This is a genomic window from uncultured Maribacter sp., from assembly GCF_963974015.1.
GTDB lineage: Bacteria > Bacteroidota > Bacteroidia > Flavobacteriales > Flavobacteriaceae > Maribacter.
The window spans coordinates 43,013-66,318 of record NZ_CAXBBZ010000011.1 but is presented as its reverse complement, the minus strand read 5'-3'; the positions used below and the strand labels follow the sequence as shown (position 1 = coordinate 66,318).

Here is a 23,306-nt window from a genome sequence, read left to right as displayed (position 1 = left end):
TTCGGTCCTTTTTTAATTAATACAGGGGTAAACTTTCTTAGCTTTAAGATTTCAAATTCTTAAGACATGCCAAAGTTTACCATCAAACACCTTTTTACATTTATTTTTCTTTCTACGCTTATTATTTCCTGTAGAAAAACACCCAAAGTAGCGGATGCTGAAATCTCCGAAACCTTTGTTGCGGATAACTATAATAAAAAGGAGGTCGATATCGGCATGCGTGATGGCATAAAACTGCACACCACAATTTATTCCCCAAAAGATACTTCAAAAGAATATCCTATTATCATGCAGCGAACGCCTTATAGTTCGCAGCCATACGGAGCGGGAAAATTCAAAGAGAAGATTGCACCAAATATTCATATGATGCAAGATGGCTATATCGTCGTATACCAAGATGTTCGTGGCCGCTGGTTGAGCGAAGGGCATTATGAGAATATGCGTGCATATAATCCAAAGAAAAAAACGGATCAAGATATCGATGAAAGTTCAGATACCTATGATACGATAGACTGGCTGGTAAATAATGTAGAGAACAACAATGGTAATGTGGGTATTTGGGGAATTTCCTATCCCGGTTTTTATTCCACCTATGCGGTGGTAGATGCTCACCCAGCATTGAAGGCAGCCTCTCCACAGGCAAGTATAGCTGATTTCTTTTTTGACGATTTTCACCACAACGGAGCCTATTTATTAAGCTATTTTAGAGCGACTTCTTTATTTGGTACACCAAGACCAGATGGCGATAAACCTATAGACACGGCTTGGTATGTATTACCAGAATTACCGACCGAAGATCAATACCAGTTCTTTTTAGATGAAGGTCCGTTAAAAAATTTGGATAAGTTCTTTGAATATGAAACAGCCGATACACCACGTATGGCAAAAGAAGGCGTGACCGATGATTATTTTTGGAACGAGTTAAAAGAACACCCTAACTACGACGAACTTTGGCAGAGTAGGGGATTAATTCAGCATTTAAAAGATGTAAAACCTACTGTGGCGACCATGGTGGTTGCAGGTGAGTTTGATGCTGAAGATTTATACGGACCTTTAGAAACCTATAAGAATATTGAGAAGTACAATGCCGATAATTACAATACTTTGGTTTTTGGACCGTGGGATCACGGCGGATGGGCGCGAAGTAGAGGGCAGAATACGGTTGGCAACTACTATTTCGGGGATTCTATTTCCGAATTTTTCCAAGAGAAGATAGAAACCAAGTTCTTTGACCATTTCTTAAAAGGAAACGGAGATAAGAATAGCGGATTGCCAGAAGCCTATGTTTTTGATACCGGAAGAAAAGACTGGAAAACATATGATACTTGGCCACCAAAAGGAATGGTTAAAAAAGACATGTACCTATCTGCAAACCAAGAATTGACAACCGAACCCAAAAAGGTAGAAGGTATTCAGTTCATTAGTGATATTAAAAAACCGGTTCCGTATTCTGAGGATATTAAAACCGTATTTACCCCAAGAAAGTATATGACCGATGATCAACGCTTTGCCGCTCGTCGTAGTGATGTATTGGTATTTGAAACTGAAGTCATGGAAAACGATCTGACCTTAGCAGGAGACATTTTGGCCAAATTAAAAGTAGCGACTACAGGTACTGCGGCAGATTGGATCGTAAAAATAATAGATGTACACCCAGCTGATGAGCCTGCCTATGAAGGTATGCAAGACCATTTAAAGATGAGCAATTATCATTTAATGGTGCGTAGCGAAGTATTGCGCGGGCGTTTTAGAAATAGCTTCTCCGACCCAGAACCTTTTTTGCCCAACCAAAAGACAGATGTGACTATTAAGTTGCAAGATGTTTTCCATACCATTAAAAAAGGACACAAATTACAGGTTCAAGTACAAAGTACCTGGTTCCCGCTCATAGATTTGAACCCACAAACCTATGTGGAGAATATATTTGAAGCAGACGATACAGACTTTAAAACCCAAACCCATACTGTATTTACAGATTCTAGCATTGAATTTTCGGTTTTAGAGTAGGTTAAATGTAGAATCACCAAATAACTAAGCCCATACCCAAGAATTATTTATTTTTAGTATAAATCAAACTCACCAAACAACAAAACCAAAAATGAAAAATTTAGTACTAGCAGTAGTAGTGCTTTTATTCCTTACGCCAAATTTAGGAGTAGCGCAAAAAAGCAAAACCAAAAAGCCGAATATTATTTTCATCATGTCAGATGATCACGCCTACCAAGCTATTAGTGCGTATGATAATAAATTGCTGAATACTCCCAATATAGATCGTTTGGCAAAAGAGGGTATGTTGTTTACGAATGCCAGTGTTACCAACTCTATTTGTGCACCATCTAGAGCTACAATTCTAACAGGTAAGCACACGCATATCAATGGAAAAGTAGATAACTATTTTCCGTTCGATACTACGCAAACGACCTTTCCACAAATATTTAAAGAGAATGGCTATAAAACCGCCATGTTCGGGAAGCTTCATTTTGGGAATAACCCTAAAGGAGTAGATGAGTTTATGATTCTACCGGGTCAAGGAAATTATATTAATCCTGATTTTATAGTTACCAACGGTGATACCATTACAAAGCAAGGCTATGTAACCGATATCATCACAGATGTTTCATTAGATTGGTTAAAGAAAGAAGCGGCGGACGACGAACCATTTATGATGATGTACTTGCATAAAGCACCACACCGACCATGGTGGCCAAGACCCGATAAGTTCAAAGAGTTTACCAAGAAAACTTTCCCAGAGCCAGCTACCCTTTTTGATGATTATAAAAATAGGGGTACAGCAGCTAAAACAGCTGAAATGAATCTGTTGACCCATATGATGTACAGTCACGATAGCAAGATTAGACCAGAGACCTTGGCGAAAATGGAGGGCAATGTATTTCCGGTGGTAGAAGAATATCCGAATGGATTTTATGGGCCGTATAACCGCGCTACGGCTGAACAAAAAGCATTGTATGATCCTGTACTGGATTCCATCAATGATTTCTTCTATGAGAACTGGCCTAAGATGACCGATACCGAGAAAATGAAATGGAAATACCAACGATACATGCAAGATTACTTGGGTAGTATTTCTTCGGTGGATGATAATGTAGGTAGGCTTTTGGATTATTTGGATGAGTCCGGCTTAGCAGAGAATACCATTGTTATTTACACCTCAGATCAAGGTTTTTACTTAGGTGAGCATGGTTGGTTCGATAAGCGATTTATATACGATGAATCTTTTAAAACTCCGCTATTGGTACGTTGGCCAAATGTGGTGAAACCAGGTTCTGTAGAAAATGAAATGGTACAGAATTTAGACTTTGCACAAACCATGTTAGAAGCTGTGGGTATTACACCACCAAATGATATGCAGGGCGAAAGTCTAATTCCGCTACTAAAAGGAAACAAAAAAGACTGGACCCGTGATGCAGTGTATTATCAGTACTACGAATATCCATCGGTACATATGGTAAAACGTCACTACGGCATTGTAAACAAGGAATTTAAGTTAGTTCATTTTTACTATGATGTTGACGAATGGGAATTGTACGATAGGTTAAACGATCCTAATGAAATGAACAATGTATACAACGACCCAGCTTATGCCAGTACCGTTAAAAAATTGAAAAAAGATTTAATCGCATTACGGAAAAAATACAAAGACTCCCCTGACCAGGATCAAAAATATATTGATAAGTATAAAAGTGCGGGCATGATAAAATAAAAAATTTACAGTTGTTGGTTGTTGTAAAAATATTAGTTCGAGTGCTCCTGACCTAATTGAAAATTAGGTCAGGAGTGTATTGAGAACCTTAAGGGCCAGATGGGTATGTCAATTGTTAATATATAATAAACCTAATGGCGAACAAGATTCTCCATACAATCTTTCATCCCAATAAAGTTACAAAAGACACTTGAAGTGATATTCAAGGTTCAGAAGTTTTTCTAACGGATAAACAAAAAACTAGCGATATTGAGCGATTATTTACACAATTAGTTATAAACAGCCCCTTAAACAACACAACTTGTGATTTTATATAAATTTTTCTAAATCATTAGGTTTTTAAAATTCTCTGCCCTTATATTTGCAGGGCAAAGTTCAAACACATATTGAATAGTTATCAAGAAAGGTGGAGGGATTAGACCCTTTGAAACCTTAGCAACCCTTTGTTCCACACAAAGAAGGTGCTACATTCTACCCTTACGGGAAGGATAACAGTAATCGATTTTTTTTTCGATATTACTTTCTTATAACTTTTTGATTTTACCTACCCACATTTTATGTCGGTCGAGGATGAGCTTTTTAATTATTTAAATAATATTTAAAAACATCAAAATCATGAGTGATCACAAATTAGCAACAAACGCATTACACGCAGGGCACGACACAACTACTAATGGTGGTACAAGAGCAGTACCTATTTATCAGACATCATCTTATGTATTTAAAGATACGGATCATGCTGCCAATCTTTTTTCATTAAAAGAACTTGGTTTTATTTATACCCGTTTAAACAACCCGACCAATCAAATTTTACAGGACAGGTTAGCTGCTGTAGAAGGTGGTGTTGGAGCTGTAGTATTTGCTTCAGGTACGGCAGCTATCTCGACAGGATTATTGACTCTTTTAAAGGCAGGTGACCATATTGTAGCATCGAGCAGTTTATATGGTGGTACGTTCAATTTATTGAATGTAACGCTTCCAAGATTCGGAATCACAACAACTTTTGTAGATGCCTCTGACGCCAAAAATTTTAAGGATGCAGTGAAAGATAATACGAGGGCGTTTTTCGCAGAATCTTTAGGGAATCCGAAATTAGATGTATTGGATTTGAAAGCAATTTCAAAAGAATCAAAAGCTGCAGGAGTACCTTTTATTGTAGATAACACGGTAGCTACACCGGCTTTACTGAATCCGATTGAGCATGGTGCGAACTTAGTAATTCATTCTCTTACAAAATATATTGGCGGACAAGGAACTTCATTAGGAGGTGCCATTATCGATGCCGGTACATTCGATTGGACTAACGGAAAATTCCCAGAGTTTACAGAACCATCTGCCGGATACCACGGTTTAGTATATAGCGAAGCATTAGGTGCTGCGGCCTTTACCTTTAAATTAATATTAGAAGGGTTACGAGATTTTGGTGGTGCATTGAGTCCGTTCAACGCTTTTCAAATCATACAAGGTTTAGAAACTCTGCCAGTACGTATTAAACAACACAGTGCAAATGCATTGGAACTGGCTACATGGTTAGAGGGTAGAGAAGAGGTGGCATGGGTAAATTACCCGGGACTTAAAAGTAACAAGTACAATGCGTTAGCGAAAGAATATTTACCAAAAGGACAAAGCGGATTAGTTACCTTTGGTGTAAAAGGAGGTTTTGAAGCTGCGAAAAAAGTAACCGATGCTACCAAAATATTTTCGTTGTTAGCGAATATCGGTGATACCAAGTCATTGATTATTCACCCTGCAAGTACAACGCATCAACAGTTGACTTCAGAACAACAAGAAAATGCTGGAGTAGGTCAAGATTTAATTCGTTTGTCAGTTGGTTTAGAGGATATAGAAGATTTAAAAGCCGATTTGGAGCAAGCATTTGTAAGTCTTTAAATATGTTAGTGTTAGTAATCGGTCACTTTGGCTCCGCTCAGAGTCCGATTGGCCAGAAAAATTTTATTTATTTAGGTGGCTGAGCGGAGCCGAAGCCACAAATTGATTTCGAAATAGATGTTACATCAATTACAAATTAAAAAATATAAGACCCTAAGCGGTGCAACCCAAGATATTCAATTGTCTTATCAGTTGTTCGGGAAGGAATTACATACGGCGCCCATAATTTTAGTGAATCATGCCTTGACCGGTAATTCTAATGTGACTGGTGAAGAGGGTTGGTGGTCTGCTCTTATCGGAGAAGAGAAATGTATCGACACCCAGAAATACACCATATTAGCATTCAACATTCCTGGTAACGGTCATGATAAATTTGTCATTGAAAACTACAAGGATTTTGTAGCGGGAGATGTAGCAAGAATATTTTTATTAGGTTTAGAGCAACTGGAAGTAGAGCGCTTGTTTGCTATAATCGGTGGTTCATTAGGCGGAGGAATTGCGTGGGAAATGGCAGCGTTGCAACCAATGTTAACAGAGCATTTAATACCCGTAGCATCTGATTGGAAATCTACCGATTGGTTAATTGCCAACTGTCAGATACAAGAGCAGTTTTTGGTAAATTCGAAGCAGCCTGTTCATGATGCCCGTATGCATGCGATGTTGTGTTACCGCACGCCTGCATCCTTTAAAGAGCGTTTCAAAAGAAGCACTAATGAGGAGCTAAAGGTTTTTAATGTAGAAAGTTGGTTAATGCATCATGGCGATAAGCTTCAAGAGCGTTTTCAGTTATCTGCGTATAAGTTGATGAACCAACTATTGAAGACCATTGATATTACAAGGAGTGGAGAACAGAATTTCATCAAACTTCAGAATAGTGATACCAATATTCATATTATTGGAGTGGATTCTGATATGTTCTTTACAGCTCAAGAAAATAAAGATACCTTCAAGCAATTGGCGCAAGCGAAAAGCAATGTTACATATGGTGAGGTACAATCGTTACACGGTCATGATGCCTTTTTGATTGAGTTCGACCAAATGGAGAAATTGCTAACAGGTATTTTCAATACCAATGGCAATATCAAAAAAATTAAGATCTTGAAATTTGGTGGTAAATCGTTGAGCAATGGTGAGGGACTTGAGCGTGTGTTGGATATTGTTAAAAACAAGGTGAATAATGATGAGAATATAGCCATTGTGCTTTCCGCTAGGGAAAAGGCAACGGATCAATTAGAGAATATTCTTGAGAAAGCTGCCAAAGGTAAAGATTACAAAAATGATTTTGAAGCATTAGAAAAGTACCAAAAGCATACCTACTCTAATATCAGTTTATCAGCAGAGTTTAAAGGCTTGGCGAAGTTATTTGAAGGTGTGTCGTTGTTGGGAGACTATAGTGCCAAAATCAAGGATGAGGTGTTGGCGTATGGGGAGCTTATTTCTGCGAAACTGGTAACAAAATTATTGATTGGAAAAGGGATAAAAGCCAAAATGGTAGACACCCGGGATGTTATCAAAACTGATAATACTTTTGGTGATGCTAAAGTGTTGGAGGCTGAATCGAAAGAAAAGGTCTTGTTGAAATTTGCAGAAATTCCGAAAGATACCGTAGCTGTAATTACCGGGTTTATTTCTTCTACATTGGATGGAGAGACAACCACATTGGGTAGAAATGGAAGTAACTATTCCGCAGCGTTATTGGCAAACTTTTTAGATGCCGAAGAATTACAGAACTATACACATGTTGATGGAATTTATACGGCAAATCCTGATTATGTGCCAGAAGCGAAAAAGCTTGCTAACCTTTCTTATGCAGAAGCTAATGAGCTTGCAAATTTTGGAGCTACAATTTTACACGCCAAGACCATTATTCCACTTATTGAGAAAAACATCCCTTTACGTATTTTGAATACGTATAATGATGATAATGAAGGAACGTTAATAAGTGCGAAATCGAGCAAAGAAGGTATAAAATCGCTTTCTGTCATTGAAGATGTTGCCATGATCAATATTGAAGGCCGTGGATTGTTAGGCAAGGTCGGTGTAGATGCGAGAATATTTAAGGCATTAGAAACTAGCAATATTAGTGTAAGCATTATTTCTCAAGGTTCTTCGGAAAGAGGGATTGGATTGGTGGTGAAAAAGGATAAGGCCAAAAGAGCCAAAATGGCCTTAGAAAATGAGTTTAGCCACGATTTTGAGTCGCAAGATGTCAATATGATTACGGTGATGGATGATGTTTCTATAATTTCAATTGTAGGGCAAGATTTAAGTACATTCCATAATCCGTTCAATGCACTGATAAAAAATCAAATTGTTCCCTTATTGTTCAATAATACGGTTTCAGGTAAGAATGTAAGTTTGGTCGTTAAGAAATCTGATTTATACAAGGCCGTAAATGTTATGCATGGTCAGGTTTTCGGTATCAGCAAAAAAATCAATGTGGTCATTTTTGGACATGGTAATGTTGGTGGTACATTGATAGATCAAATATTGAAATCGGCCAAGACAATTAAGGAACGAAAGAAGTTAGATCTTCGCGTATTTGGTATAGCAAACTCTAAAAAGATTTTGTTGAATGAAAAGGGTATAACCAAAAATTGGAAAACGAATCTAAAACAAAAAGGGAAATCGTATGAAATTCAAGATGTTTTCGATTTTGCAAAGCGTCATCATTTAGAGAATTTAATTATCATAGACAATACGGCAAGTGAAGATTTTGTAGCAAATTATTTTGACTTTGTAGAGCATGGTTTTGATATCGTGTCCTCTAATAAAATAGCAAATACATTGCGTTATGATTTTTATCAATTGTTACGAGAAGAACTACAGAAGAACCAAAAGCAATATTTGTATGAAACCAATGTAGGCGCTGGTCTTCCGTTAATAGATACGATTAAATTATTGCATTTATCCGGTGAAAATATTACTAGAATTAAAGGGGTGTTTTCAGGTTCGTTAAGTTATATTTTTAATACGTTTTCTGAAATCGATTTACCATTGTCGTCCATATTAAAGAATGCCATGCAACAAGGTTTTACAGAACCTGACCCAAGGGAGGATTTATCGGGTAACGATGTTGGTCGTAAATTATTGATTTTAGCGCGTGAACTCGATTTACATAATGAGTTTTCAGATATTCATATTGATAACCTTATCCCGAAAAAGTTACAAGATGGAAATGTAGATTTCTTCATGGAACATATAGACGTGTTGGATGCCAAGTTCAATGAAATTAAAAAGAATCAAAAGCCAAATCATGTACTTCGTTATGTAGGTGATTTGCATGGAAACCTGCAAAAGGAAAAAGGGGTTCTAGATGTGAAACTGATATCCGTACCAAAAGAAAGTGCTTTGGGGCAGGTGAAAGGTTCAGATTCTATTATAGAAATTTATACGGAATCGTACGGCGAAAATCCGCTTGTAATTCAAGGTGCCGGTGCTGGTGCAGCTGTTACGGCAAGGGGTGTATTTGGTGATATATTGAGGATAGCGGAGAAAGGGTGATTTAATATTAGAGGGTAGGAGTACTAGGTGCTAAATAATGGAAAAGTAAATTGAGAATAGAGTTAAAAGATGAAAGAGAACAATAATAGGTTTGAAACGAACGCGATACGAACGCAATTAAAACGGAGTGAGAATCTGGAGCATTCTGTTCCTTTGTATTTGACCTCTAGTTTTGTTTTTGAGGATGCAGAAGATATGAGGGCATCATTTGCAGAGGAGAAAGAGCGAAATATTTATTCAAGATACTCCAATCCGAATTCATCTGAGTTTATAGAGAAAGTATGTCAGATGGAAGGTGCAGAAAACGGCTTTGCATTTGCATCGGGTATGGCCGCAGTTTTTTCAACCTTGGCAGCATTACTGAATAGTGGAGACCATATCTTATCTGCTAGAAGTATATTCGGGTCAACACATTCATTGTTTAACAATTTCTTTCCAAAATGGAATATTGATCATTCGTATTTTAAGATTGACGAGCTGGATACAATAGAAAGTTTAATAACCCCGAAAACTAAAATACTTTATGCAGAAACACCTACGAACCCAGGAGTAGATGTATTGGATTTGGAAGAATTGGGTAAGATTGCAAAAAGAAACAATCTTATTCTAATTATAGATAATTGCTTTGCAACACCCTATTTACAGCAACCTATCAAATTCGGTGCAGATTTGGTGATTCATTCTGGCACAAAGTTAATGGATGGTCAGGGTAGAGTTTTGGCAGGTATTACTGTAGGTAGTACTGAATTGATGGATAAAGTCTATCGATTTTCTAGAATTACTGGTCCGGCTTTATCACCGTTCAATGCATGGGTACTTTCAAAAAGTTTGGAAACTTTGGCTGTACGGGTAGATAGACATTGTGAGAATGCATTGAAATTGGCAGAATATTTAGAAGCAAACGAGAAAATTAATTGGGTCAAATATCCATTTCTAAAATCGCATCCTAAATATGAGATTGCTAAAAAGCAAATGAAAGCTGGTGGTTGTGTAGTAGCATTTGAGGTAAAAGGTGGATTAGAAGCGGGTAGGGAATTTTTCGATTCCATTAAATTGTTATCCCTTTCTGCCAATTTAGGAGATTCAAGAACAATTGTTACGCACCCGGCATCAACTACGCATAGTAAATTGAGTGTTGAAGAGCGTGCAGCTGTTGGTATTTCAGATGGAATGGTACGTATATCGGTAGGGTTGGAACATATAGATGATATTATTGCCGATATAGCTCAGGCTCTGCAATAAATAGAAAATAGAAGTACAAAAAAAGCCCGGTAATTACCGGGCTTTTTTTTATATACTGGATTACTAGGAGTTTACTTTGTCAATGTCATATTATAAGTAGCACTAACGCTTGTAGTTGCTCCAAATATCTCTACAGTCTCATCTAATTTATATCTCAAAGACATTTTAGAATCGGTAAGTGCTATAATAGTAAAACCTACTTCTTCTTCACCAGTACCAAAATATAGGGTACTGCCATCTAATCTCCATTCATCTGATTGAAAAAAGTCTTCACCTTCCTCCTCCTCTGTTGATGTTTCGCCCATTATTGTAGTTGTAAGTACTGTGGTGTACGAACCTTCGCTTGTTACAATTTGAGGTTCCTCTGAAAAAGTTACAACCGTGTCAAAATCCTTTCCTACTGCATCAAAAGTGGTAGGAAAAGAAGTTCCGTCAAAATTCGTGTCAGACCTTCCGTCAGTTGCTTCTAATGCTGTTAAATTCCATGTACCAATAATTGAGGCTTCGCTAGCGTTAGAAACGCCATCTTCATCTTTAGAACATGATGAGAATACAAGGGTAAATACTGTGAAAATAGAGAATAAGACTACTTTTTTCATGAATTGTTTTTTTGTTTGAACCTTATAAACGATGAAATTGTATATTAAAGTATTTCAGCAATATTTTTTTATTTGGCTATCTTAGCATTATGCTCTCCAAAAAGACAAAATACGGGTTAAAGGCACTTGCCTATTTAGCTTCAAAAACGGATAAGAAACCTGTTCAGATATCAGAAATAGCTGAGAAGGAGAACATATCTCAAAAATTTTTGGAAAGTATTCTCTTGAGTCTCAGGAAAACTGGATTTTTAGGTTCTAAGAAGGGTAAAGGTGGAGGTTATTATTTGTTGAAAACTCCAGAAGAAATTTCAATGACCGATGTAATGAGAGTTTTGGAAGGTCCTATATCTATGGTGCCTTGTGTGAGTTTAAACTTTTATGAAAAATGTGATGATTGCCCTGATGAACAAGCATGTTCAGTACACAAACTAATGCTACAAGTACGTGATAGTGCTTTAGAGGTGTATCGAAACAATACCTTAAGAGATATTATCTCATAGATATCTCAGTTTTATGAAATTTTACTGAACTGAATAAATGTAATTCTACGAATTATTAAATTTTCAGGTTATTTTATTAATAATCTACTAAATCTATGGGGTATAAGAAAATTAAATACCTTTTAGGCGACCTACTTTGAAAATAAATTCTATTTTTGATAACTCTACTGAATTAGTAGGGTAATGATAATTGATTTAGAAAATGATTGCAGATCAACTTATTTTAAATAATAAAGAAAACAAAACAACGTATCAGGATGATAAAACATCTGAAAAACCAATACGCAGTATTGCCAAAGCTTTTAGTTGGAGAGTGATAGGTACAATAGATACCTTGATAATATCTTATATACTTACTGGTGAATTTTCGGTTGCTGCCTCAATAGCATCGATTGATTTTGTTACAAAAATGATATTGTACTTTTTTCATGAGCGTTTTTGGAACTTAATTAAGTGGGGCAAATAATAAAAAGATAATACTATGGCAATAACAGCGGCACAAGTTCAAAAATTGAATATTCAGTTTAAAGGCATTCCACCGGAAGAAATTATTTCTTGGGCAGTAAAACATGGTCAAACTCCAGTGGTGACTACCAATTTCAGACCTTATGAAGTAGCTATTTTGCATGCAGTATCTCAGGTAAGCGGTGATATTCCTGTAGTTTGGTGCGATACAGGCTATAATACGCCTAAGACGTATAATCATGCTGAGGAATTGACAGAAAAATTGAACTTGAATATTAAGTTGTATGTCCCTAAGCAAACAACCGCTCATAGAGATGCGGTAATGGGAATTCCACAAATTGATGACCCTCGACATGCAGAATTTACAGAGCAAGTGAAGTTAGAACCTTTTAAAAGAGCAATGGCAGATTTTAAACCAGATGTTTGGTTTACCAATCTTAGAAAAGGACAGACTGCCTTACGTGATAGTTTAGATATTTTAAGCTTGAGTAAAGATGGTGTATTAAAAGTGAGTCCTTTTTACCATTGGAACGATACGCAGTTAGATTCATATTTAAAAAAATATAAACTCCCAAATGAGCATAATTATTTTGACCCAACGAAGGTGTTGGAAAATAGGGAATGTGGATTGCATAGTTAATTGTAGGGAAAGAGAAGTATAAAGATAATTTATCTAAGAAAAAGAATAATGAGTAATACAAGTACGGAATTAGAATTAAAACCTGAACTTGAAATTTTAAAGGATACATCCTATATAAATGCGCTTGAGAATGAAGCAATTTATATTATTAGGGAAGTTGCGGCTCAATTTGAGAAACCGGTACTTTTATTTTCAGGTGGTAAGGATTCTATCACATTGGTTCGTTTGGCACAAAAGGCCTTTTGGCCTTCAAAAATCCCTTTTCCTTTAATGCATATCGATACAGGACATAATTTTCCTGAGACGATAGAATTTAGAGACCGATTGGTAAAAGAATTGGGCTTAGAATTGATTGTACGTAATGTGCAAGATTCTATTGACCAAGGTAAAGTGAAAGAGGAGTCGGGTAGATATTCAAGTAGAAATAGTCTTCAGACAACAACGCTGTTAGACGCTATAGAAGAATTTAAGTTCGATGCTTGTATTGGTGGTGCACGTAGAGATGAGGAGAAAGCCAGAGCCAAGGAACGTATATTTTCGGTACGTGATGATTTCGGTCAATGGGATGAGCGTAACCAGCGTCCGGAGTTATTCGATATGTTGAATGGTCAAATTGAACTAGGTCAGAATGTTCGTGTATTTCCAATATCTAACTGGACAGAATTAGATGTTTGGTCCTATATCAAAGATGAGGCCTTTGAAATTCCGTCAATTTACTTCGCTCACAAACGTAAAACTTTTTTTAGGGATGGAATGATTTGGTCTGCAGAAGATGATATTGTTTTTAGGGAAGACGATGAGGTGGTTGAAGAACGCTTGGTCCGTTTTCGTACGGTAGGTGACATGTCGTGTACGGCAGCGGTTTTATCTGATGCTGTAAGCATTGACAAAGTAGTGGAAGAAATAAGAGACTCTTCAATATCGGAACGTGGCGCACGTATAGATGATAAGCGCTCTGAGGCAGCCATGGAAAAAAGAAAACAACAAGGATATTTTTAAATTTTTCTATAGAAAATTTAGCATTTAGCTTTTGGCTATTAACCATTAGCGAACAATAATAATTAAAAAGCCATTAGCAAATTGCATAGGGCTCACAGCATAAAAATGGAAGTACTGAAAATAGCAACAGCAGGTAGTGTAGATGATGGTAAAAGTACCTTGATTGGAAGAATACTGTACGATACAAAATCATTGACTAGCGATAAATTAGCCGCGATTGAAAAAACCAGTAAGCAAAAGGGATACGATTATTTAGACTTCTCTTTGGCAACTGATGGTTTGGTAGCAGAACGTGAGCAAGGTATAACTATAGATGTTGCCCATATTTATTTCTCTACGGCAACAAAAAGTTACATCATTGCAGATACACCTGGGCATGTAGAATATACGCGTAACATGGTTACGGGAGCTTCTACTTCTCAAGCGGCGATTATTTTAATCGATGCTCGTAAAGGAGTTATCGAGCAGACGAACAGGCATTTTTTTATCAATAATTTATTGAGAATTAAAGATGTGGTTGTGGCGATCAATAAAATGGACTTGGTAAATTATTCAGAAGAAACCTATAACGCCATTAAAGCCGATTTTGAAGAATTGATGGCGAAACGTGATTACCAGGATCAGAAAATAACGTTTGTCCCAGTGAGTGCATTGAAGGGAGATAATGTGGTGAATAAATCTGAGAAGATGGCTTGGTATAAAGGTCAGTCGCTTTTAGAACATTTTGAGGCATTGGATAGAAAAGATATTTTTAATGTAGGTACGCCACGTTTTCCAGTACAATATGTTATTCGACCTAAAACGGATGAGCATCATGATTTTAGAGGATTCGCTGGTAAAGTGTATGGAGGGGAATTAAGTGTAGGTGATGAAGTAGTTGCGCTTCCGTCGCAAACTCGTTCTAAGATAAAGGATATATACTTCTATGATAAGAAGTATAGAACTGCCTCAAGAAGGTCGTCGGTAACCATCACTTTAGAGGATGAAATTAATCTTAGCCGTGGTGATATGTTAGTTAAGGTAGATGACTTGCCTACTGTTGACAAGCAATTAACAGCCACTATCTCTTGGATGGATTCATTGCCTTTGGCAGCTGGAAATAAATATATCGTTCAGCATGGTGTTAATAAAGTATTGGCAAAGGTTGAACAGGTTCATCATAAAATTGCACCAGATTATTCGGGAATCGATACAGAAACCGATTCGTTGGGCATGAATGATATTGCCCAAGTAAGTTTCCGTTTAAATAAACCGATTTTTTATGACCAATTCAAAAATCATAGAACTAACGGTTCATTTATCTTGATAGATACAAAATCAAATAGTACCGTAGGAGCGGGTTTTATTAATTAATAAACATATTGAACGGTTTATAACAAGCAAGATTTTTGTTTTTAACCTATTTAGTCCATAGGTAAAATAGACAATAAACTTAGTACATATTATTCAGTACTAAATACTAGAAAAGAATGCAGAGTTTTAGAACAGAAATAGAAAATCAGGTAGTTGCAAAAGATATTCTTGAATTAGAGCGAAAGATTCATGAGTTTCATGGCGGCAAATTAGACGAAGAAAAATTTAGAAGCCTTCGTTTGGCACGTGGTGTTTATGGCCAACGTCAAGAAGGGGTTCAAATGATTCGTATAAAATTACCTTACGGTAAGGTTACTTCTAATCAGTTGCTGCGTATTTGTGATGTTTCCGATGAGTATTCTACCGGTAGATTACATATTACGACACGTCAAGATATTCAGATTCATTATGTGGATTTGAACAGAACTCCTGAGCTTTGGTCACAATTGGAAAAGGATGATATTACCTTAAGGGAAGCTTGTGGTAACACCGTACGTAATGTAACCGCTAGTGAAACGGCAGGTATAGATGTTGATGAGCCTTTTGATGTTTCTCCGTATGCACATGCCATATTTCAGTATTTTCTTAGAAATCCTGTAAGTCAAGAAATGGGGCGTAAGTTCAAGGTTTCTTTCTCTGCAAGTGATGCCGATACCGGACTTTCATACATGCATGATTTAGGATTCATAGCTAAACTTCAAAATGGAGAGCCAGGCTTTAAGGTAATGTTAGGTGGTGGTTTAGGTTCTCAACCTAGGCATGCTGATGAATTATACAGTTACTTGCCAGCAGACCAAATTATTCCTTTAATGGAAACGGTAGTACGTGTTTTTGACCGTTATGGTGAGCGTAAGAGTAGGGCAAAGGCTAGAATGAAATTCTTGTTGAAAGATTTAGGTTTGGACGGATTCAAAGAATTATTGGCTAAGGAAAAAACAGCGGTTCCTTTTGATTCATTTCCGATTGATGCAAATGCATATCCAAAAATCAAGGTTTCTACTTTGGAAGTTCCAAGAGTAGAGATAGTCGATGCTGAAGAATTTGAGAAGTGGAATTCTACAAATGTGGTGCCACAGAAACAACCAGGCTATGTAGCTATAGGTATCAAGGTTTTATTAGGAGATTTTTATACGGATAAAGCTAGATTATTGGCAGGTTTAGTTCAAAAATATGCAGCCGGAGAGATTCGATTATCGTTGCGTCAGAATATTCTAATTCCTTTTGTCAAGGAAGAAAATATTGAATTTTTCTATACTGAATTGAAAAAATTAGGCTTTACGGACGTAGGTTATAATAAAGCATTAGACATCACTGCGTGTCCTGGTACTGATACGTGTAACTTAGGTATTTCGAGTAGTACAGGTATCGCAGAAGAATTGGAGCGTGTTATTAAAACAGAATATCCGGACTATATAAATAACGAAGATGTCGTTATAAAAATCAGCGGATGTATGAATGCTTGTGGTCAACATAATATGGCCAATATAGGTTTTCAAGGTATGTCTGTTCGTACAAAAGATAAATTAGTGGCACCAGCGCTTCAAGTTTTGTTAGGTGGCAGTACCGATGGAAACGGACAAGGTAGATTTGCCGATAAAGTGGTGAAAGTACCTAGTAAAAGAGGGCCTGAGGCATTACGTTTAATTTTGAATGATTTCGATGCAAATGGAGGCGATATGTCATTCCCGGATTATTATGCAGAAAGAGGACAAATGTATTTCTATGATTTTCTAACGCCACTATCTTCAGTTGATGATTTAACGGCAGATGATTTTATTGACTGGGGCAATTCAGAACGATACGAAAAAGCTATTGGCGTTGGTGAATGTGCCGGTGTGGTGATTGATTTGATTGCGACTTTACTTTTTGAAAGTGAAGAAAAAATTCAAAATGCGCAAGATATGTTCGATGCCGAGAAATGGTCGGCCAGTATTTATCATGCATATTCATCTATGGTGAATTCGGCAAAAGCGATGTTGACTTCAGAAAATACTAAAGTGAACACTCATGTGAGTATTATCAAAGACTTTGATGGGAAGTTCGTTGCCGATGGTAGAATCGATGTCGCTGGAGGATTTGAAAATATGGTGCTTCAATTGAATAAAAACGAACCAACAAAAGCCTTTGCAGCAGCTTATTTAAAAGATGCTAAATTATTTTTAGAAACTGTTGAGAAATTTAGACAACAAGAATTAGCAGAAGTATAATATGCATATCAATAATTTATCCAATCAAAAAACAATCAATTCAATGGTCGACGCTCCCTTCAAAAGGGTAGGGAGGTTAACTGTTGTTGGTGCAGGTCCTGGCGATATAGAGCTCATCACTTTAAAAGCCATCAAAGTTTTAGAGAATGCAGATGTGGTGTTATATGATGCTTTGGTGAATGAAGAGCTATTGACCTATGCCAAGAATGCCGAATTGATTTTTGTAGGCAAGCGAAAAGGTTGTTATGCTTATCAGCAAGAGCAGATCAACGAACTTATTGTAAGTAGGGCAAAATCTTATGGACATGTCGTACGATTAAAAGGAGGTGATCCTTTTGTTTTTGGTCGTGGATCAGAAGAAATGGAGTATGCAACATCGTTTGGTTTAGAAGTAGCCATGGTGCCTGGTATTTCATCAAGTTTGAGTGTGCCGGCTTATCAAAATATACCGGTTACCAAAAGAGGAGCATCAGAAAGTTTTTGGGTAATTACCGGAACGACAAAAGATCATAAATTATCTGCAGATATTGCCTTGGCTGCAAAAAGTAGCGCAACCGTTGTGATTTTAATGGGGATGTCTAAGCTACCTCAAATAGTAGCATTATTTAAAAGTGAAGGCAAACCCGACACACCAATTGCTATCATTCAAAACGGTACCCGGATAAATGAAAAGCTGGGCATAGGGACTATTGAAACCATTGTTGAGGTAGTGGAGAAAGAAGAATTATCTAATCCCGCTATTATTATAATCGGGGAAGTGGTGAGGCACAGAGATTCATTGATAAAGGCAAAGCTTGAATATTCAAGTGGTGAAAATGTTAGGTTGAGCACTGTTGAAACCTCTTAGATTTAATAGTATAAAGTAAGGAATAAATAAGTAATTAGTTAAAAGGATTTAGAACGTAGTGTTTATTGAGTTATAGATTTTGACTCAATATTAACTATTCAATACTAAATAAGGAAGTATGATTAAAACAGATATGCTCATCATAGGAGCGGGGCCAACCGGATTATTTACGGTCTTTGAAGCGGGATTATTAAAATTGAAAACGCATTTAATCGATGCATTGCCACAACCAGGTGGTCAGTGTTCAGAGATATATCCTAAAAAACCAATTTATGATATTCCGGCATTCCCAGAAATTTTGGCGGGTACCTTGGTGGATAATCTTATGGAACAGATTAGGCCTTTTGAACCTGGTTTTACATTGGGTGAAAGAGCTGAAACATTAGATAAATTAGATGATGGATCATTTGTAGTAACTACAAATAAGGGAACGCAACATAATGCACCTGTGGTAGTTATTGCTGGTGGATTGGGTTCTTTTGAACCAAGAAAACCACCCATTTCTAATATTGTAAATTTTGAGGATTCAGGTGTCGCTTATATGATTAAGGATCCTGAGGTATATAGGGACAAACGAGTGGTCATTGCTGGTGGTGGCGATTCTGCCTTAGATTGGGCGATTTTCTTAACCGATGTAGCTTCAGAAGTAACCTTAGTGCATAGAAGAGATGAGTTTAGGGGAGCATTGGATTCCGTTGAAAAAGCAGCTGAACTTGCCAAATTGGGTAAAATTAAATTGGTTACTAAAGCAGAGGTAAAGGAGTTACACGGTAAGGAGCATCTTGAAGCTGTGATCCTTAAACATACGGATAGAGAAAAGGAAGACACGTATTTAGAAGTAGACCATTTTATTCCATTATTTGGACTTTCTCCTAAGTTAGGACCAATAGGTGGATGGGGATTAGATATAGAGAAAAATGCCATTAAGGTTAACAATGCAAAAGATTACCAGACCAATATACCTGGGATTTATGCAATTGGTGATGTGAATACGTATGAGGGTAAGTTGAAATTGATTTTATCTGGTTTCCATGAGGCAGCAGTAATGTGTCAGTTTGCTTATCAACAAATCAATCCTGGAAAACGTTATGTTATGAAATATACTACCGTAGGTGGTGTTGAAGGATTTGATGGCTCTAAAAAAGAAGCTAAAAAAGAAGTTGTACAAAGTATAGCATAATGCTTTAGTACAATAAAAGAAACCTCTGATTCTTTAATGTTTTAGAGGTTTTTTTATGACGTATAATCAAAATTCCTCAACCCAAAAAGTATATGGATTTTTTTGGATTTGATCTGGTAGTGCCGTTACTTTGCAACTCGTTCATGAATAGATTGAAACGTTATCAAGAAAGGCGGAGGGACTAGACCCTATGAAACCTTGGCAACCCTTTCCCAATCGGATAAGAAGGTGCTACATTCTATCCTATTTTTGGGACAGATAACTCAAGAAAGAACACTTTCCTATCTTTTACTTCCTTGGTATCGTATTAATTTTAATGAACGTAGAACTTTTTACAGCGTAAAATGAAGGATATAAAGGAAATTTTAAAAGAACGAATTTTAGTATTGGATGGTGCAATGGGTACCATGTTACAACGCTATAAATTTCAAGAAGGAGATTTTAGGGGAGAACGCTTTAAAGATTGGGAACACCCTTTACAGGGTAACAATGATTTATTGTCCTTAACACAACCCGAAGCAATTGCTGATGTTCACCGCAAGTATTTTGCAGCCGGTGCAGATATTGTTGAAACCAATACTTTTTCAGGTACTACTATTGCCATGGCAGATTATCATATGGAAGAGTTTGTTTATGAACTCAATTATGAGTCTGCCCGTATCGCTAAAATGGTTGCCGATGAATTCACTAAAAAAGAACCAAATAAACCTCGTTTTGTAGCTGGGAGCATTGGCCCGACAAATAAAACGGCAAGTATGTCTCCCGATGTAAATGACCCAGGTTATAGGGCCATTTCTTTTGATGAGCTACGTATAGCTTATAAGCAGCAGGTTGAAGCTTTGTTAGATGGTGGTGCAGATTTGCTGTTGGTAGAAACAATTTTCGACACATTAAATGCAAAAGCTGCATTATTCGCCATAGAAGAAGTGAAAGAAGAGCGAAATATTGATGTGCCCATAATGGTTAGTGGTACAATAACTGATGCATCGGGCAGAACCTTATCTGGGCAAACAGCAGAAGCATTCTTAATATCTATTTCCCATATTCCTATATTATCTGTAGGCTTTAACTGTGCCTTAGGAGCCAGTCAGTTAGTGCCGCACTTAGAAGTGTTGGCAACTAAAAGTGAACATGCGGTTTCTGCACATCCAAATGCCGGTTTGCCCAATGCTTTTGGTGAGTATGATGAAACTCCGGATCAAATGGCAGAACAAATTAGGGAATATGTCGAAAAAGGACTGGTCAATATAGTGGGAGGCTGTTGTGGCACCACACCTGAGCATATTACAGCGATTGCCAACGTGGTAAAAGATTTCAAACCTAGACAATTTCCTGTTTTACAATAAGATCATTAGAAGTTATGAGCGGAAAAAACGAACAACGATTTCTAAAGTTAAGTGGCCTCGAACCATTGATTGTAACCCCTGAAACGAATTTTATTAATGTTGGTGAACGTACCAATGTGGCTGGTTCTAAAATGTTTCTTCGATTGATAAAAGAAGAGAAATTTGAAGAAGCGTTGGTTGTAGCAAGGGAGCAAGTAGAAAATGGTGCACAGGTTATCGACATTAATATGGATGATGGTCTGATTGATGGGAAAGAGGCCATGGTAAAGTTTTTGAACCTGGTCATTGCCGAGCCTGATATTTCTCGAGTTCCTATCATGATCGATAGCTCTAAATGGGAAATCATAGAGGCTGGTTTGCAAGTCGTTCAAGGAAAATGTGTCGTAAATTCCATTAGTTTAAAGGAGGGTGAAGAACAATTCATCCACCAGGCTAAATTGATTAAACGCTATGGTGCCGCTGTAATAGTTATGGCTTTTGATGAAGTTGGCCAAGCCGACAATTATGAACGTCGAATCGAAATTGCTAAGCGTTCATATGATGTGCTAGTTGATAAGGTTGGTTTCGCACCAGAGGATATCATTTTTGACCTTAATATTTTCCCTGTTGCTACGGGTATGGATGAGCATAAGCTCAATGCCCTAGATTTTATAAAAGCTACTAAATGGGTACGCGAAAATTTACCGTATGCAAGTGTCAGTGGTGGGGTAAGTAATGTTTCCTTCTCATTTAGGGGAAATAACCCTGTTCGTGAGGCGATGCATTCGGTATTTCTATATCATGCCATAAAAGCAGGTATGAACATGGGTATCGTAAACCCGAGTATGTTGGAGGTGTATGATGATATTCCTAAGGATTTACTGGAACGTGTAGAAGATGTTATATTAAACAGAAGGGAAGATGCAACCGAGAGATTACTTGATTTTGCAGAATCGGTTGTTGGAAAAACAAAAGAAAGTAAGATTGATTTGTCATGGCGAGAGGAGCCATTGCAAAATAGAATTACACGTGCCTTAGTAAAGGGTATTGACCAATATATAGTTGAAGATGTAGAGCAAGCGAGACAAGAAGCCGATAAGCCAATTGAAGTTATTGAAGGAAATTTAATGACTGGTATGAATGTGGTAGGTGATTTGTTCGGAAGCGGAAAGATGTTTTTACCACAGGTAGTAAAGTCTGCTCGGGTCATGAAAAAAGCGGTGGCGTATTTGTTGCCGTACATAGAAGAAGAGAAATTATTGAATCCGCAAGAAGGGGATTCTGATAATGCCGGTAAAATACTAATGGCAACCGTAAAAGGAGATGTTCATGATATTGGTAAGAATATCGTTGGTGTTGTTCTAGCATGTAATAATTATGAGATTGTAGATTTAGGGGTTATGGTGCCACCAGAAAAAATAATCGCAGCAGCCATTGAACATAATGTAGATATTATTGGTTTAAGCGGCTTAATAACACCCTCTTTGGATGAAATGGTTCATTTGGCCAAGGAGATGGAGCGAAAGAATTTTAAAATTCCGTTATTGATTGGTGGTGCAACAACCAGTAAGGCGCATACAGCGGTGAAAATAGATACACAATACAAAGAAGCTGTGGTTCATGTAAACGATGCTTCAAGGGCAGTTACCGTAGTAGGTGATTTGCTTCAAAAAGAAACGTCTGACGGATATAAAAAGAGAATTAAGGAAGATTATGATGTTTTTAGAACCAAGTTTTTAAACCGCTCTTCCAGTAAAACATACAAAACGATTGCTGCTGCGCGTAGAAATAAGTTTAAGATAGATTGGAACAAAAGTGAAATTTTTAAGCCTAATAAATTAGGAATTCAAGTTATTCAAGATTTAGATTTAAATCTATTGGTGCCTTATATAGATTGGACTCCATTTTTTAGAAGCTGGGAATTGCATGGTAAATTTCCAGCAATCTTAACCGATGATGTAGTTGGGGCCCAAGCCACAGAATTATTTGCTGATGCACAAGAAATGTTGAAGCAAATCATTACTAAAAAGCAGTTGAAGGCCAAAGGAATTTTTGGGTTGTTTCCTGCGAATACCATAAATGAGGATGATATCAATGTCTCCTTAAACGCAGTTGAAGGTCGAGAGGAAGAGGATTTTGTTTTCCGTACTTTACGCCAACAATTACAGAAAAGAGATGGAGTCGTTGATTACGCTTTGTCCGATTTTATCGCGCCAAAGGAATCTGGAAGGCAAGATTATTTAGGTTGTTTTTGTGTGTCCACAGGTTTCGGTACCGCTGAGTTGGCTAGCCAATATGAAAAGAATTTGGACGATTACAATTCTATTTTAGTAAAAGCATTGGCAGATCGATTGGCCGAAGCATTCGCCGAATACCTACATAAAGAAGTACGTATGAAACATTGGGGTTATGCTGCTAATGAAGAATTGAGTAATGAAGAATTGATTCATGAATCGTACAAAGGTATTCGTCCGGCACCGGGATATCCTGCTTGTCCGGATCACTTGGAGAAATTGACCATTTGGGATATTTTAAAAGTTAAGGAAACAATAGGTGTAGAACTTACGGATAGTTTGGCGATGTGGCCAGCGGCATCAGTAAGTGGGTATTATTTTGGAAATCCGGAAGCACGTTATTTTGGATTAGGTAAAATAAAGAAAGACCAAGTGAAAGACTTTGCGGATAGAAAGGGAATAGCTTTCGAAAAAGCTGAGAGATGGTTGTCTCCGAATATTGTAGATGCTTAATTTGCGTTAGGGATAGAAGCGGCATCTTTTCTATTTTTGCTCATGTTTGCCAAAATGAAAATAAGATTTAGAAATAGAAAAAATATA

At 37.1% G+C, this 23,306-nt stretch carries 16 protein-coding genes and 2 riboswitches; of the genes, 15 read left to right on the top strand and 1 reads right to left on the bottom strand.

Annotation, left to right across the window (positions count from 1 at the left end; translation table 11 throughout):
- Nucleotides 1-66 precede the first annotated feature (66 nt).
- The 5 genes from AACZ41_RS13585 to AACZ41_RS13565 all read left to right on the top strand — a co-directional run bounded on the left by AACZ41_RS13585 (nt 67) and on the right by AACZ41_RS13565 (nt 10,357).
- Nucleotides 67-2,007 (top strand): CocE/NonD family hydrolase, encoded by a 1,941-nt coding sequence (locus AACZ41_RS13585; protein WP_339629071.1) that lies wholly within the window; start codon nt 67-69, stop codon nt 2,005-2,007.
- Nucleotides 2,008-2,098: 91 nt separating this feature from the next.
- Nucleotides 2,099-3,721 carry a sulfatase gene (locus AACZ41_RS13580; RefSeq protein WP_339629070.1) on the top strand — a complete coding sequence of 541 codons (1,623 nt, stop codon included), beginning with the start codon at nt 2,099-2,101 and terminating at the stop codon, nt 3,719-3,721.
- A 391-nt stretch (nt 3,722-4,112) separates the two neighbouring features.
- Nucleotides 4,113-4,216: riboswitch (SAM riboswitch) on the top strand.
- A gap of 120 nt (nt 4,217-4,336) precedes the next feature.
- A complete protein-coding gene (locus AACZ41_RS13575; protein ID WP_339629068.1) occupies nt 4,337-5,611 on the top strand; it encodes an O-acetylhomoserine aminocarboxypropyltransferase/cysteine synthase family protein in 1,275 nt (424 codons plus the stop codon).
- Nucleotides 5,612-5,728: 117 nt separating this feature from the next.
- Entirely contained in the window at nt 5,729-9,115 is a 3,387-nt protein-coding gene (gene thrA / locus AACZ41_RS13570; protein WP_339629067.1) for a bifunctional aspartate kinase/homoserine dehydrogenase I, read from the top strand.
- Between the two features lie 69 nt (nt 9,116-9,184).
- Entirely contained in the window at nt 9,185-10,357 is a 1,173-nt protein-coding gene (locus tag AACZ41_RS13565; RefSeq protein WP_339629066.1) for an aminotransferase class I/II-fold pyridoxal phosphate-dependent enzyme, read from the top strand.
- A gap of 71 nt (nt 10,358-10,428) precedes the next feature.
- Here AACZ41_RS13565 and AACZ41_RS13560 read toward each other — a convergent pair whose 3' ends face one another.
- Nucleotides 10,429-10,956 (bottom strand): hypothetical protein, encoded by a 528-nt coding sequence (locus AACZ41_RS13560; RefSeq protein ID WP_339629065.1) that lies wholly within the window; start codon nt 10,954-10,956, stop codon nt 10,429-10,431.
- An 89-nt stretch (nt 10,957-11,045) separates the two neighbouring features.
- Here AACZ41_RS13560 and AACZ41_RS13555 point away from each other — a divergent pair, with 89 nt between their 5' ends.
- The 10 genes from AACZ41_RS13555 to metH all read left to right on the top strand — a co-directional run bounded on the left by AACZ41_RS13555 (nt 11,046) and on the right by metH (nt 23,219).
- The gene (locus AACZ41_RS13555; protein ID WP_339629064.1) at nt 11,046-11,456 is read left to right on the top strand and encodes an Rrf2 family transcriptional regulator; all 411 of its coding nucleotides are present in this window, start codon (nt 11,046-11,048) and stop codon (nt 11,454-11,456) included.
- A gap of 202 nt (nt 11,457-11,658) precedes the next feature.
- Nucleotides 11,659-11,922, top strand: coding sequence for a DUF2061 domain-containing protein (locus tag AACZ41_RS13550; protein WP_091626714.1), 264 nt, complete (start codon nt 11,659-11,661; stop codon nt 11,920-11,922).
- A gap of 15 nt (nt 11,923-11,937) precedes the next feature.
- Nucleotides 11,938-12,561 carry a phosphoadenosine phosphosulfate reductase family protein gene (locus AACZ41_RS13545; protein WP_339629063.1) on the top strand — a complete coding sequence of 208 codons (624 nt, stop codon included), beginning with the start codon at nt 11,938-11,940 and terminating at the stop codon, nt 12,559-12,561.
- Nucleotides 12,562-12,609: 48 nt separating this feature from the next.
- Entirely contained in the window at nt 12,610-13,560 is a 951-nt protein-coding gene (gene cysD / locus AACZ41_RS13540; RefSeq protein WP_339629062.1) for a sulfate adenylyltransferase subunit CysD, read from the top strand.
- A 105-nt stretch (nt 13,561-13,665) separates the two neighbouring features.
- Nucleotides 13,666-14,913: a GTP-binding protein gene (locus tag AACZ41_RS13535; protein ID WP_339629061.1), complete on the top strand. Its 1,248-nt coding sequence runs from the start codon at nt 13,666-13,668 to the stop codon at nt 14,911-14,913.
- Between the two features lie 116 nt (nt 14,914-15,029).
- Entirely contained in the window at nt 15,030-17,120 is a 2,091-nt protein-coding gene (locus AACZ41_RS13530) for a nitrite reductase (RefSeq protein WP_339629060.1), read from the top strand.
- Nucleotides 17,121-17,163: 43 nt separating this feature from the next.
- The gene (gene cobA / locus AACZ41_RS13525) at nt 17,164-17,967 is read left to right on the top strand and encodes a uroporphyrinogen-III C-methyltransferase (RefSeq protein WP_339629059.1); all 804 of its coding nucleotides are present in this window, start codon (nt 17,164-17,166) and stop codon (nt 17,965-17,967) included.
- Between the two features lie 118 nt (nt 17,968-18,085).
- Nucleotides 18,086-19,147 carry an NAD(P)/FAD-dependent oxidoreductase gene (locus tag AACZ41_RS13520; protein ID WP_339629058.1) on the top strand — a complete coding sequence of 354 codons (1,062 nt, stop codon included), beginning with the start codon at nt 18,086-18,088 and terminating at the stop codon, nt 19,145-19,147.
- Nucleotides 19,148-19,304: 157 nt separating this feature from the next.
- A riboswitch (SAM riboswitch) is annotated at nt 19,305-19,412 on the top strand.
- Nucleotides 19,413-19,491: 79 nt separating this feature from the next.
- Complete coding sequence (locus tag AACZ41_RS13515; protein ID WP_339629057.1) at nt 19,492-20,493, top strand: homocysteine S-methyltransferase family protein; 1,002 nt, start codon at nt 19,492-19,494, stop codon at nt 20,491-20,493.
- 14 nt (nt 20,494-20,507) lie between these two features.
- A complete protein-coding gene (gene metH / locus AACZ41_RS13510) occupies nt 20,508-23,219 on the top strand; it encodes a methionine synthase (protein ID WP_339629056.1) in 2,712 nt (903 codons plus the stop codon).
- Nucleotides 23,220-23,306 lie beyond the last annotated feature (87 nt).